Origin of the sequence: Staphylococcus sp. SB1-57 (assembly GCF_017086425.1) — a bacterium.
Lineage (GTDB): Bacteria > Bacillota > Bacilli > Staphylococcales > Staphylococcaceae > Staphylococcus > Staphylococcus warneri_A.
The window spans coordinates 774333-787822 of record NZ_CP070964.1 but is presented as its reverse complement, the minus strand read 5'-3'; the positions used below and the strand labels follow the sequence as shown (position 1 = coordinate 787822).

Genomic DNA, 13490 nt, shown 5'->3' with positions numbered 1-13490 from the left:
GTTCTTTAAACCCAAATTACTTTAGTATATTTTAGAAACAAATAAATAGAGCATACATTTAACCGAAGCTAAATGTATGCTCTATTTTTAATACAAATATATTGAGTATTGATAAATTAATTATTTCTGATGGTCAGCAAATGTGCGACCTTTCATTGTCTTGTTTGACCCTTGAGATGATTTATCTTTACGGTCAAATTTTTTGTTACCGTTTTTCTTAGAAGCAAAACCTTTTGATGAACGTCTATTTTTGTTATCAAATTTACCGCCACCGCGTTTATTATTGCCTCTTCTAGAGTTATTATTACCTTTTGAATTACGACCTTTACGTGAAAGTGGTTTTTCAAAAGTTAATTGAACTTCAACTTCATCATTAGCTTCAACTAACTCTTGTAATAATGATGCAACTAACTCAACATCATTGTACTCTTCAAGTAGTTCAGTTGAAATTCTTTGTAAACGAGGTTCATTGTCTTTAGACATCCAGTTTTGTACTTTTTCTTTAATATCGTCTTCACGTGCTTTCAATACTTCTTTACGATGAGGTGGTCTTAAAGCAGTCATTCTTCTATTGTTAGCATCTTCGATTTGACGAATATAATCCATTTCGATTGGATTTACAAAAGTAACAGCGATACCTTCTTTACCAGCACGACCAGTACGTCCGATTCTATGCGTGTAACTTTCAGTATCTTGAGGGATATCAAAGTTATAAACATGACTAACGCCAGAGATATCTAAACCACGTGCCGCTACGTCAGTTGCTACAAGAATGTCAATTTGATCATTTTTGAATTTTTTCAATACTTCTAAACGTTTAGCTTGCGTAATGTCACCATGTAAACCTTCAGCTTTATAACCTTTAGAAAGTAACGCGCTTGTTAACTCATCTACACGACGTTTTGTACGACCGAACACAATAGCTAGTTCTGGTTGATGTACATCTAAGAAATTAGTGAAAGTATCGAACTTTTCTAATTCTTTAACAATTGTATAATATTCGTCGATTTGTGGATCAGACATTTCATTATTCATTGTTTTAATAATTTTTGGTGTTTTCATGAATTGTTGTACTAACGTTTGAATAGCTTTTGGCATAGTAGCTGAGAAAAGCATCGTTTGACGTTGTTCAGCCGGGATTTTATCCATGATGAATCTCATATCATCGATGAATCCCATGTTCATCATTTCATCCGCTTCATCTAAGATAAGTGTGTGAATATCGTTAGTTTTTAATGTACGTCTATTTAAATGGTCAATGACACGTCCTGGTGTACCTACTACGATTTGTGGTCCTTTTTTCAAGGCTTTAATTTGGCGCTCGATTGGCATACCACCAAATACCGTAACAACTTGTACGTTTTGACCTTTACTAAATACTTTTAATTGCTCTGCAACTTGCATAGCTAATTCTCTAGTAGGCGCTAGAATTAACGATTGAACACCTTGTTCTCCAACAACCTTTTCAATTAAAGGTATACCAAACGCACCCGTTTTACCAGTACCTGTTTGTGCTTGTCCAAGGATGTCATGTCCTTCTAACGCATAAGGGATACTATCTTTTTGGATAGGAGTTGGCTCTTTAAACCCCATAGATTCAAGTGTTTGAACCGTTTTATCCGAAATCCCTAGTTCTTTAAAATTTTGCAAAATAATTCTCCTTTTACATGTTTATTTCTCAATATACTTTTTTGCATATATGTTCATTTATGTTTTATCAACTTCTTAATAGTACCACCTAACATTTATTATAGCAATAAAGCAGTTGGCATATCGTGGTGAATCATGTCCTTTTATTATGAAATTTTTCCTTTTAAACTGGTGTTTTATATAATTTGGAAGCGTTTCATAAATATATTTTATTTTTTAAATAAAAATAATAAGACTACTATGTTATTCCCAATTATATGAGAAATTAACATGAGTCTTACTACAATAACATAAAGCATTATTTAATTAATGCATCTACTACTTCTTCTAATTTCATACCTCTTGAACCTTTAATTAAGACGTTATCATCTGGTTGAACGATATGTGTCATATAAGAAATAAGTTTTTCTTTATCATTAAAATGATGTGCTTCATCAACATATGACTTACCTGTATTGTGTATAAATGTTGCTTCACTACCAAATGTAATTAATTGATCGATGTGTTTATTCTGTAAATAAGTTCCGACTTCTTCATGCATACGTTGACTATTGTCACCTAATTCAAGAACATCACCAAGCACAATAATCTTTCGTCCATTCATGTTACTTAACGTATCTATAGCAGCTTTCATACTTGTTGGACTTGCATTATATGCATCATTAATGACAGTAACTTGTTGTTCTGTTTCATGAACTTCCATTCTCATGCCTGTTAATTTAACACGTTTGATATTGTGTTGAATTGTTTTATACGAAAGTCCTAATTCTTGCCCTACTGCAATGGCAATAGCAGCATTTTTCATATTATGAATACCTAATATAGGTAATTCATATTCTTGTTGATGATTAATTGTAAATGCAATGCCTTCTGTTTCAACTTGATCATTTACACTACATACTAATGAATTGCCTTGTTCTAACCCAATGCTAATACATTTAGCTTCTTTAATTTGTTCGACATGCGGTTTTAACAAAGGTTCATCACCATCATAGATAAATGTACCATTTGATTTTAAGCCAATTGTTATTTCTGATTTAGCTTGAGCAATGCCTTCACGTGAACCTAAATCTTGCATATGTGACTCACCAATATTAGTAATTACAGCAATGTCTGGTTCAGCAATAGTAGATAATAATTCAATTTCATGGAATCCTGACATTCCCATTTCTAAAATAGAAATATCAGTGTTTTTATCTAAATCTAAAATAGTTAAAGGCATACCAATCTCATTATTGTAGTTACCTTGTGTCTTTTTCACATTAAACTCTGTATTAAGTACACATTCAATCATATCTTTAGTTGTTGTTTTACCATTGGAACCTGTCACAGCAATGACCTTTGGATTAACATATTTTAAATATGCTTTAGCTAAATCTTGTAATGCTTGCAACGTATCGTCTACCCATATAATAGGTCCTTCTATATCCTTGGGCAGTGATACATCTTTTTGATAAAATGATGCACCTGCTCCATCTTTGAGTGCTTGTTCAACGAAACGATGACCGTCAACGTTTTCACCTTTAAAAGGTATAAATAACATGTCTTTTTTTATCGCTCTGGAATCAATTGTGACACCTTGAATTGATTGATGAAGATATTGCTCATCTATTTCACAATCAATCCATGCCTTAATTTGTTTTAATGTTACGTTAATCATTTCAAGCAACCTCGTTTAATCTATTTTATATTTATTTTTCTTTTTATCTTCGTGTCTTTCTTTAGCTAAATCTATTAATTTTGCAATTAAATCTGCATATGAAAGACCCATGTTTTCCCATAGACTTGGATACATACTAAAAGACGTAAAACCTGGCATTGCATTTGTTTCATTAATATAAATTTGATTATCTTCAGTAACAAAGAAATCTGCACGTACTAAACCTGAACAGTCCGTAGCTTTAAATGCTTCTAATGCCATATTTCTTAAAGTCATTTGTACATCTTGATCTAAATCTGCAGGGATTTGTAATTGTATTTTTCCATCTTTATATTTTGATTTATAATCATAAAACGCTACATCTTTAACAACCTCACCTGGCCATGTTGTTTCAGGATAGTCATTGCCTAAAACTGCAACTTCTATTTCACGTGCATTAACACCTTGTTCTATCACTAATTTACGGTCAAATTGGAATGCTTCTTTAATACCTGATTTTAATTCATCTTCATTATTACATTTACTAATACCTACACTTGAACCTAAGTTTGCAGGTTTAACAAATACTGGGTAACTTAATTTATCATTAACTAATTTAAGAATATTATTCTCATATTTTTCAAATTCACTTCTTAAGAAACTAATGTATGGTAATTGTGGTAACCCTCTATGTTCAAACAATTGTTTCATAACTAGTTTATCCATTGAACTTGATGCTGCTAAAACACCATTTCCTACATAAGGAATTTCGAGCACTTCGAATAATCCTTGAATTGTACCATCTTCTCCATTTGGGCCATGTAATAATGGAAACACAGCATCATATGATTGTCCTAAACTTCCCTTACTTAATAATTGAGAAATTTCACCGGTAGGAATATTATCGATTCTTAAATCCTCTGTTGATTCAATTTCACTAGTGATGTTATCTTGTTTCTTCCATTCACCGTCATTTGTTATATAAATAATATCAACTTGATATTTATCTTTATCAATCGCATTTAATACATTCTGGGCAGTTAAGATTGATACATCATGTTCTGCACTTTTTCCTCCGTAAACGATACAAATATTTTCTTTTGTCATTTCGTTTTTCCTCCAATAAACGCTATGGAATAACGTCTTATCATTTTAATATCTACTTTTAAATATATGTATTTTTAATATACAAAGTCTTCTCTGAAACTTAATATTATCATATTTGATAGGACTTTTGCATTTTATAATCTATTAATATAAATGGAAAAGTTACTTAACCTAACCAATCTTCACTCTAAATATATCATTTGAAATAAAATGGTTAGTTCATTTGGACTTGATATTCTAGCAAATTTCTATAAAGTCATGTAAAATCGTTATATAATTATGGATGATAGATGAATGATTATCAATATTGATAATTCATTACCAAATATCTCATCACGTGTAGTAAAAGGAGTAAATTATGAAATATTCATCCCGTCAACAGCCTAACAAACATTGGCTACTTAAAGTAGACTGGATTTTAGTAGCAATCATTACATTGTTAGCTATATTAAGTGTTACATTAATTAGTTCTGCCATGGGCGGTGGACAATATAGTGCTAACTTTGGAATCAGACAAATAATGTACTATATTCTAGGCGCAATAATGGCCATAATAATTATGTTTATTTCACCTAAAAAAATAAGAAATTATACATATTTGCTTTATGGAATTTTTTGTATTTTATTATTAGGACTTTTAATATTACCTGAAACACCTATCACACCAGTTATTAATGGTGCCAAAAGTTGGTATAGCTTTGGACCAATTAGTATTCAACCTTCTGAATTTATGAAAATTATACTTATATTGGCTTTATCTAAAGTAGTGGCACGACATAATCAATTTACTTTTAACAAGTCATTTCAATCTGATTTGACATTATTTTTCAAAATCATAGGTGTTTCTATTATTCCAATGGCGTTGATTTTATTACAAAATGATTTAGGAACAACGTTGGTTATTTGTGCAATCATTGCCGGAATCATGCTAGTTAGTGGTATTACATGGAGATTACTTGCACCTATCTTCATTGCGGCAATCGTAATTGGTTCGTCAATTATACTTACTATTCTTTTCAAACCATCATTAATAGAAAATTTATTAGGTATAAAGATGTATCAAATGGGACGAATCAATTCATGGTTGGATCCATACTCATATAGTAGTGGAGATGGTTATCATTTAACCGAATCACTAAAGGCCATTGGTTCAGGTCAACTATTTGGTAAAGGTTATAATCATGGTGAAGTTTATATACCTGAAAATCATACCGATTTTATTTTCTCTGTGATAGGCGAAGAAATGGGATTCATAGGATCAGTTATTCTCATTTTGTTATTTTTAATTTTAGTCTTTCATTTAATTAGATTAGCTAGTCGGATTAATGATCAATATAATAAAGTATTCATTATAGGATATGTATCACTAATTGTTTTCCATGTTTTACAAAATATTGGAATGACAGTTCAATTGTTACCAATTACTGGTATTCCTTTACCATTCATTAGTTATGGTGGTAGCTCATTATGGAGTTTAATGACTGGAATTGGTGTCATCTTATCCATTTATTATCATGAACCTAAAAAATATGAAACTTCAAAAGAATAATTTATATCAAATAAAAATAGAGTCAGTCCGTGAAAGGACTGACTCTATTTCTTTACTAAAAAATCGCCCTTTTGAAACGACGACTCGACTCACATTTACAATTTAAGTGCACTTACTAACCAAAATCCTAAATCAAGTTCACTTATTTACATTCGTGACTGATTTGATTTGTTGTAGGTAACGTATTAATAATGTCTAAACGAGATTTAGTTTTTTTAATATTTACACCTAATGATGATAATAAACTGACTACATTTTGAATTTTCTCTGAATTCTTCACTAATAACACCTCGTTTGGTTGACTTCATAACTAATCATACCCCAATTCAGACTACTTTACTACATGATTTTTAAAATTTAATATAATCTTTACTTTTTATAACTTAAAAATATGTTCAATAAACTGAATTTGCGTATTATCAATAGAGGACTTTATATCCAGCATCATAAATTTCTTTTTAAATACTATTTAAATTCGCAGGTGTTTCAAATTCTATTGAAATGTTTCCAGTATTGATATCGATTTCAACTTGATATACACCTATCATTTCAGTTAAAAGATTTTTTACAGATTCAGATTGTTCTTGTGTTTCTATACCAGCTGTATAAACAATTTTTTGTTGCACTTAATATCCCTCAATCTTTCATAAGTTTTTGAAAAGTAACGAGTAGCTCTTCCATTGCCTCTTCTTGATGTCCTTGATTAACTTTTTCTGCAATACAACTTTTCATATGTTGTTCTAATAATTTAGTAGCTACGCTATTTAATGCAGAACGTGTAGCTCTGATTTGAGTTAACACATCATCGCAATATACATCTTCTTCTATCATTCGATTAATAGCTCTCACTTGACCTTCAATACGGTTTAATCTCGATTTTAAATTTGCTTTACTTTGTTCAGAGTGATGCGCATGATCTTGTTCTGTCACTTGAGTCACCTCTTTATTGATTTCCCTACTATCCTACTTCTCTAATACTATTTAGTCAATAATAGAAACACTTATTAATACAATCAGTATAATGATAAAAAGATGACTTCATGGTACAATTATGTAGTTAAAAACTTTTGTTAAATCAATTAAATTTTAATACAAATAATATAATAAGGAGGTATTTTATGGTCGAAATATTCACGATGACTTTCGCTCATTCCAATCTTATTATCAATATTATTTTGATTGGTGCTTTTATTTTGAACTTAGCCTTTGCCTTTACCATTATTTTTATGGAAAGACGTAGTGCTAATTCAATATGGGCATGGTTATTAGTCCTTGTATTTTTACCTTTATTAGGTTTTATATTATATCTACTTTTTGGCCGTCAAATTCAAAGAGATCACATTTTCACATTGGATAAAGACGATAAAGTTGGCCTTGAAATGATTGTTGATGAACAACTTAAAGCCATAAAAGATAAAAACTTTTCAAAGGGAAATCATCAAATTGTTAAGTTTAAAGAAATGGTTCAAATGTTGTTATATAATAATGCAGCTTTTTTAACAACTGATAATGATTTAATGATATATACTGACGGTCATCAAAAGTTTGATGATTTATTAGAAGATATTAAAAATGCTAAAGATTATATACATATTCAATATTATATCTTTCACAGTGATGAACTTGGAAAGACCATTTTAAAGGCTTTAGAAGATAAAGCTGAAGCTGGTATTGAAGTTAAAATGTTATATGATGATATGGGTTCAAGAGACTTAAGGAAAAAGGATTTGAAAGCATTTCGTGAAAAAGGTGGTCATGCAGAAGCTTTTTTTCCATCGAAACTTCCACTTATTAATTTACGAATGAACAATCGAAATCACCGTAAAATCGTTGTGATAGACGGTAAAATAGGATATGTGGGTGGATTTAACGTTGGTGACGAATATTTAGGTAAATCTAAAAAGTTTGGATATTGGCGCGATACACATTTACGTGTTGAAGGAGATGCAGTTAACGCTCTTCAATTAAGATTCATCCTAGACTGGAACTCTCAATCTACACGTGACAATATTACTTACGAAGAACGCTATTTCCCAGATGTCAATTCAGGTGGTACTATTGGAATACAAATCGCTTCTAGTGGTCCAGATGAAGAATGGGAACAAATTAAATATGGATATTTAAAAATGATTTCTTCTGCTAAAAAATCAATTTATATCCAATCACCTTATTTCATTCCTGACCAAGCTTTTTTTGATTCAATTAAAATTGCTGCACTTGGGGGTGTAGAAGTCAATATTATGACTCCAAATATGCCTGATCACCCTTTTGTTTATTGGGCAACTCTAAAAAATGTAGCTTCCCTCTTAGAAGCTGGCGTCAACGTATATCAATATAATAATGGATTTTTACATTCCAAAACATTAATTATTGATGATGAAGTCGCAAGTGTTGGTACTGCCAATATGGACCATAGAAGTTTCACGCTAAATTTTGAGGTGAATGCCTTTATATATGACGAAGGTATTGCTCGTTCTTTAAAACAAGCCTTCATTGATGATATGAAAGTTTCCGATCAATTAACTAAAGAAAAATATGAATCGCGTAGCTTATGGATCAAATTTAAAGAAGGTATATCACAACTCTTATCACCCATTTTATAATACAGTATTCACAATAAATAAGATTTTATCGATTGTATAGATAAACAAATATATGTAATTAGAATAAATACAAACCTGAGACCCATACCTATTGTTGTCTCAGGTTTTCATTATGAAAGGATGAATTGAATGAATAATGAAGAACGAATTCAAATGGCTTTCAGATATATGCAAGCATTTCATAAAAATGATTATAGTGGTCATGATGTTGAACATGTTAATCGTGTACACGCATTAGCAAAGTATATTGCTAAGAAAGAAGGTTTTGAACATTCATTTATCATTGAACTCTCAAGTATACTACACGATACGATTGACCCTAAATTAGTAAATGAACAACAGGCTAAAGCTAAATTAATAGAGTTTTTAAGAGAAATTGAATTATCTGAAGATGATCAAACTCATGTTATACATATTATTGAGAATATGAGTTATAAGAATGGTTCAAACAACTATATTGAATTATCAACTGAAGGTCAAATTGTCAGAGATGCCGACCGTCTAGATGCCATTGGTGCTATTGGTATTGCTAGAACATTTCAATTTGCAGGTTATTTCAATGAACCAATGTGGACGGAAACAATAATGCCTAATGATTTTAGTGAATCAACTCTAACACAATTACCACCTTCTGCTATAAAACACTTTTATGAAAAATTATTTAAACTTAAAGATTTAATGCATACTCAAACTGCTAAGCATATTGAAGCACAACGTCATGAATTTATGAAGTCATTCGTTTCCCAGTTTTTTGACGAATGGCACTATATATAAGAAAAACCAGCAAATCAATGATTTGCTGGTTTATTTAAATTATTTTTTATTTTTCTTAGATACGACTTGAGTATTTTTACCTTTTTTATTTGATGACTTACCGTCTTGATCAAATTTTTCAAGTAATGGTTCAACTTCTTTTTTAGCAAGTTTAGAATAGTACATATTAGCAAAATGTGTTTGTACAACTAAAAATGCTGCACTGACTGACCAATATAAACCTAATGCTGATGCTGAACTTAACGCAATCCAAATAATCATAATAGGTGATACAATCATCATCATATAACCCATTTGACGTTGTTCTTGAGGCATCGTTTTACTTGAAACATATGCTTGTATAAAGTAAAGCACACCTGCAATAATTGTAATCCAAATATCTGGTTTAGTTAAATTAAACCATAAAAAATGAGGGTGTACAGATAAGCCATTAACTAACTTGTCCTTAAGTACAAAGTATAACCCCATGATAATAGGCATTTGAATTAGCATCGGTAAACAACCCAACATGCTCTTCATTGGATTCATATCATATTTTTTATAAACTTCCATTAATTCTTGGTTAGCAGCCATTTTCTCTTCTTGAGTACGTGCACGTTTAACCTTTTCCTGAATACCATCTACTTCAGGTTTAGCAACTTTCATTTTTTCACGCATCATATGACTATTTTTGTAGTTTGATAACATGAATGGAAGTAACACAAGACGAATAACAAATACTAAAATGATAATAGCTAAACCATAATCATTGTGTAAAACATCGTTACCCAACCACTGTAATAAGTGTTTCATTGGATCAACGAACGTATTATAGAAAAATCCACTACGAGCTCCAGGTTTTGAATAATCACAGCCTGCTAAAAAGACCATTAAACCTAAAAACAAAGGTAGCAACGCTTTTTTCTTCATTTTTCCACCTCTATTGTAATATTCACATAGGATTTATTCTATCATACTCATACTCTAGGATAAAACAAAAAGTGGAAAAAATTAAAGATTAATCGAAATATTTCTTGAATTCATTAACAGTGTTGTCAATATTATTACTTTTGCTAATTGCTGAAATCACTGAAATGCCATCAGCACCTGCATTTGCAATGAGGGCAACATTCTCCTCATTAATACCTCCAATAGCAACCATAGGAAAATCACCCATTTTTTGTCTTAACTGTGTAATCATATCTGGACCTACTGGAGCACTAGCATCACTTTTAGATGGTGTTTCAAACATTGGTCCAACTCCGATGTAATCAACATTAGTGAGATCTGATTTTTCATACTCATTTAAATTTCCAACACTTAGACCGATAATCTTTTCTTGAAAATCATTTGCAAGAGCTCGAACATCTTCATCATCTTGACCAACATGTATACCATCAGCATTAATGCTCTTGGCTAATGAGACATCATCGTTAACAATAAATGGTACATCATATGATTGACATAGAGCTTGTAATTCTTTAGCTAATTTTTCTTTCTTCGAGCCAGTTAAAGCTTTATCACCTTTTTCTCTAAATTGAAACATCGTAATACCAGCTTCTAAAGCTTGTGTTAGGATACCTTGAATAGTTTGGTGTTCAGGTATATCTTGGGTGCCACATATAAAATATATTTTTAAATCTGTTGCTTTAAATGACATTTATTCAACCTCTTCTTTTCTAACATATTTTTCAAAGGTTTGATAATCCAATAAATACATTTGATCTAGTAATTCTGGTAAAAATGAGCCAGGACCTTTGACATGATCTGCGTTTTCAGCAATTTCACCAGCTATATTATAAAAACTAACCGCTTCTACAAGTGTTTCTTGTTGAGGATGATTATTTCTAAATAAGAAACTAGTAATAATTCCACCTAATAGGCAACCAGCACCTGTAATTTTAGCAGACATAGGAGAACCATTTGAAAGTTGAGTCACTTTGCCATCTTGAACTACAATATCTTCTTTACCTGTGACTACAATTGCAGTGTGATATTTTTGATGAGCTTTCTTGGCAATTTCTATTGCATTTAGTGAACTATCTCCATCAGTCCCCTTCATTGTTGTATTGGTATCAATGAGTGTCAATATTTCTGAAGCGTTCCCTTTAATCACTGCAACTTTTACTTCACTTAAAAAGTTTTTACAAAAATCTTTTCTATATTGTGACGCTCCTACTGCGACAGGATCAAAAACAATTGGTGTACCAAGTTGATTTGCAATTTTACCTATCTTAATTAAATCTGCTTCATTATTATGCGTAAGCGTACCAATATTAATTAGTAATCCACTTGCAACTTGATAAAAATCTTCAGCCTCTTCTGGTGCCTCGCTCATTGCCGGACTTGCACCAATACTTAATAGACCATTTGCAGTAAAATTCTTAACTACATCGTTCGTATAACAAACAATTAAAGGATTCTCATTTCTAAGCTTTTCTAAATTATTCATCATCTAAACCTACTTTCTTTAGATACGCAAAATGATTGACTGGGCCACGACCTTTACCAATCTCAGGGGTATATTTGATACTCAAAGAAATAAATGTTTTAGCTTTTTCAACTGCTTCATAAATACTACGACCTTTAGCTAATTCAGCAGCAATGACAGCTGAAAATGTACAACCTGTTCCATGAGTATGTTTAGTATCAAATCGTTCATCTTCAAATGTGTATACGCCATCTTTTGTAAATAAAAAATCTTTAGCATTATTTAAGTCGGCAGAATGTCCACCTTTAATGATTACACCTTTGCTGCCAATGTCATTGATAAATATATCTCCTGCTTTTCGAATGTTTTCTTCAGTATCAATCTTTATACCAGTGATTTCTTCCGCTTCTGGAATATTAGGTGTAACAACATCAGCTAAAGGTAATAATGTACTTTGCAACTTTTGTTTGGTTTGATCATCCATCAACGAATCCCCACTTTTGGCTAGCATAACAGGATCAATCACGTATGGAATTGTAGGATAATCTTCTAAATAACTTTTGATTAATTGCATCGTCTCTTCTGTAGCAATCATCCCTGTCTTAATTGCATGAGGAAGTTCATCATTAAATACACTATCCAATTGTTCTTTAACCCATGATGTCTCTAGATTATGAATATGTTCTACGCCCATCGTATTTTGAGCGACAATACTCGTTATTGCTGCCATTCCATAAACGCCGCAAGAATGAAATGACTTCAAATCAGCCATTACTCCAGCACCGCCAGTTGGATCAGTACCTGCAATAGTTAAAGCAATTTTAGGTTTATTCATATTTGTCACCTCTAAAATTCCATTTTTCATCTACGTAGGCCATATTGAAAAAGTTTCTTTCATGAATAGTACTTTGTAAGAAATTCTCCTTAATCTCTTCTTTTTCTTCTGAAGTACAATTCTCTGTTAAACGATCCATTAATTCATCAAATAAATTTACTAGTGCATCCATTTCTGTACTATAAAATTCAAACCAATTAGACGTAATTGAATCTTTATTAAGTTGATTGTCTTTTATCGCTCTTTTACCAATTACCGCATATACATATGGACATGGTGCCATTGCTGCAATCGTATATGCTGCATTTTCATGTGCATAGGCATTATAGTACATATGCTTAATATAATGATCACCACTTGGTGGCCATACTTTTTCTTTAACAATCTCATGATATGGTTCATTTATGAATGAAGCTAAAATTTCATGTGCTTCTACTTCTCCTTCTAATAAAAATTCAATCTGTTCCACTAAAAATTTAACGTCATCCATATTATGCACTTTAGGAATTAATAGTGCATATAGATTAGCAAACTCTTTTAAGTAAGATGCATCTGCACGTAGATATTGTCTTACCGCTTGTTTAGATAATTCACCATGTAATAAATCTTGTATGAAACCATCATTATAAATATCCTCAATAATAGGTTCTGCTGCCACTCTTAAATCTTTAGAAAAACTCATAAAATTTCCTCCTTGAAATAAAAAAACTACTTTCCAAACTGGAAAGTAGCAAAATTAAGGCACGACCTAATACCGTTAATATGTTACACTACTTTCCTCCGTTGGTACTAACCAAATCAGGTTTTAAGGGTCTGAATTAAATTCATCTCAGCCTTTATAGGCGCCCCTAGTAGTTCTATTTTTAATCATTTTCAATTATTACAATAGCAAATGTAACACATAAATTCAATTATTAAAAAAT

At 31.3% G+C, this 13490-nt stretch carries 14 protein-coding genes and 1 riboswitch; of the genes, 3 read left to right on the top strand and 11 right to left on the bottom strand.

Features of this window, described 5'->3' with window-relative positions:
* Positions 1 to 120 precede the first annotated feature (120 nt).
* The 3 genes from cshA to JX000_RS03840 form a co-directional block, all read right to left on the bottom strand.
* On the bottom strand, positions 121 to 1650 hold the full coding sequence (cshA, locus tag JX000_RS03850; RefSeq protein WP_015364831.1) for a degradosome RNA helicase CshA: 1530 nt from the start codon (positions 1648 to 1650) through the stop codon (positions 121 to 123).
* Positions 1651 to 1948: 298 nt separating this feature from the next.
* The gene (locus JX000_RS03845) at positions 1949 to 3310 is read right to left on the bottom strand and encodes a UDP-N-acetylmuramoyl-tripeptide--D-alanyl-D-alanine ligase (protein ID WP_206140903.1); all 1362 of its coding nucleotides are present in this window, start codon (positions 3308 to 3310) and stop codon (positions 1949 to 1951) included.
* A gap of 15 nt (positions 3311 to 3325) precedes the next feature.
* A complete protein-coding gene (locus JX000_RS03840; protein WP_206140902.1) occupies positions 3326 to 4396 on the bottom strand; it encodes a D-alanine--D-alanine ligase in 1071 nt (356 codons plus the stop codon).
* Between the two features lie 358 nt (positions 4397 to 4754).
* On the opposite strand from JX000_RS03840, the gene JX000_RS03835 reads away from it, so the two are divergent.
* On the top strand, positions 4755 to 5945 hold the full coding sequence (locus JX000_RS03835) for an FtsW/RodA/SpoVE family cell cycle protein (protein WP_049425344.1): 1191 nt from the start codon (positions 4755 to 4757) through the stop codon (positions 5943 to 5945).
* A 142-nt stretch (positions 5946 to 6087) separates the two neighbouring features.
* Here JX000_RS03835 and JX000_RS03830 read toward each other — a convergent pair whose 3' ends face one another.
* The 3 genes from JX000_RS03830 to csoR form a co-directional block, all read right to left on the bottom strand.
* Entirely contained in the window at positions 6088 to 6225 is a 138-nt protein-coding gene (locus JX000_RS03830; RefSeq protein ID WP_002451636.1) for an Lmo0850 family protein, read from the bottom strand.
* Positions 6226 to 6403: 178 nt separating this feature from the next.
* Positions 6404 to 6571 carry a heavy-metal-associated domain-containing protein gene (locus tag JX000_RS03825; protein WP_206140901.1) on the bottom strand — a complete coding sequence of 56 codons (168 nt, stop codon included), beginning with the start codon at positions 6569 to 6571 and terminating at the stop codon, positions 6404 to 6406.
* A gap of 10 nt (positions 6572 to 6581) precedes the next feature.
* A complete protein-coding gene (csoR, locus tag JX000_RS03820; RefSeq protein WP_002451638.1) occupies positions 6582 to 6875 on the bottom strand; it encodes a copper-sensing transcriptional repressor CsoR in 294 nt (97 codons plus the stop codon).
* A 188-nt stretch (positions 6876 to 7063) separates the two neighbouring features.
* Between csoR and cls the strand changes: the two genes are divergently transcribed.
* Both cls and JX000_RS03810 read left to right on the top strand, forming a co-directional pair.
* The gene (cls, locus tag JX000_RS03815; RefSeq protein ID WP_124227716.1) at positions 7064 to 8548 is read left to right on the top strand and encodes a cardiolipin synthase; all 1485 of its coding nucleotides are present in this window, start codon (positions 7064 to 7066) and stop codon (positions 8546 to 8548) included.
* A 129-nt stretch (positions 8549 to 8677) separates the two neighbouring features.
* Positions 8678 to 9322 (top strand): HD domain-containing protein, encoded by a 645-nt coding sequence (locus JX000_RS03810; RefSeq protein ID WP_206140900.1) that lies wholly within the window; start codon positions 8678 to 8680, stop codon positions 9320 to 9322.
* A gap of 39 nt (positions 9323 to 9361) precedes the next feature.
* Here the strand turns inward: JX000_RS03810 and yidC are convergent, their stop codons facing one another.
* The 5 genes from yidC to tenA form a co-directional block, all read right to left on the bottom strand.
* Positions 9362 to 10231: a membrane protein insertase YidC gene (yidC, locus tag JX000_RS03805; protein WP_002451641.1), complete on the bottom strand. Its 870-nt coding sequence runs from the start codon at positions 10229 to 10231 to the stop codon at positions 9362 to 9364.
* A gap of 88 nt (positions 10232 to 10319) precedes the next feature.
* Complete coding sequence (thiE, locus tag JX000_RS03800) at positions 10320 to 10961, bottom strand: thiamine phosphate synthase (protein WP_206140899.1); 642 nt, start codon at positions 10959 to 10961, stop codon at positions 10320 to 10322.
* Entirely contained in the window at positions 10962 to 11753 is a 792-nt protein-coding gene (thiM, locus tag JX000_RS03795; RefSeq protein ID WP_002451643.1) for a hydroxyethylthiazole kinase, read from the bottom strand.
* Positions 11746 to 12567, bottom strand: a complete 822-nt coding sequence (gene thiD / locus JX000_RS03790; RefSeq protein WP_002451644.1) for a bifunctional hydroxymethylpyrimidine kinase/phosphomethylpyrimidine kinase — start codon at positions 12565 to 12567, stop codon at positions 11746 to 11748. Before thiD ends, thiM begins: the two co-directional genes overlap by 8 nt.
* Positions 12560 to 13249, bottom strand: coding sequence for a thiaminase II (gene tenA, locus JX000_RS03785; RefSeq protein ID WP_002451645.1), 690 nt, complete (start codon positions 13247 to 13249; stop codon positions 12560 to 12562). Before tenA ends, thiD begins: the two co-directional genes overlap by 8 nt.
* Before the next feature lie 76 nt (positions 13250 to 13325).
* Positions 13326 to 13427: riboswitch (TPP riboswitch) on the bottom strand.
* Positions 13428 to 13490: the final 63 nt, after the last annotated feature.

What these genes read in the sequence shown, in the direction of transcription:
- JX000_RS03845 (WP_206140903.1), bottom strand. Translation starts at nt 3,310, where the DNA reads ATGATTAACGTAACATTAAAACAAATTAAGGCATGGATTGATTGTGAA.
- JX000_RS03840 (WP_206140902.1), bottom strand. Translation starts at nt 4,396, where the DNA reads ATGACAAAAGAAAATATTTGTATCGTTTACGGAGGAAAAAGTGCAGAA.
- JX000_RS03835 (WP_049425344.1), top strand. Translation starts at nt 4,755, where the DNA reads ATGAAATATTCATCCCGTCAACAGCCTAACAAACATTGGCTACTTAAA.
- cls (WP_124227716.1), top strand. Translation starts at nt 7,064, where the DNA reads ATGGTCGAAATATTCACGATGACTTTCGCTCATTCCAATCTTATTATC.
- JX000_RS03810 (WP_206140900.1), top strand. Translation starts at nt 8,678, where the DNA reads ATGAATAATGAAGAACGAATTCAAATGGCTTTCAGATATATGCAAGCA.
- yidC (WP_002451641.1), bottom strand. Translation starts at nt 10,231, where the DNA reads ATGAAGAAAAAAGCGTTGCTACCTTTGTTTTTAGGTTTAATGGTCTTT.
- thiE (WP_206140899.1), bottom strand. Translation starts at nt 10,961, where the DNA reads ATGTCATTTAAAGCAACAGATTTAAAAATATATTTTATATGTGGCACC.
- thiM (WP_002451643.1), bottom strand. Translation starts at nt 11,753, where the DNA reads ATGAATAATTTAGAAAAGCTTAGAAATGAGAATCCTTTAATTGTTTGT.
- thiD (WP_002451644.1), bottom strand. Translation starts at nt 12,567, where the DNA reads ATGAATAAACCTAAAATTGCTTTAACTATTGCAGGTACTGATCCAACT.
- tenA (WP_002451645.1), bottom strand. Translation starts at nt 13,249, where the DNA reads ATGAGTTTTTCTAAAGATTTAAGAGTGGCAGCAGAACCTATTATTGAG.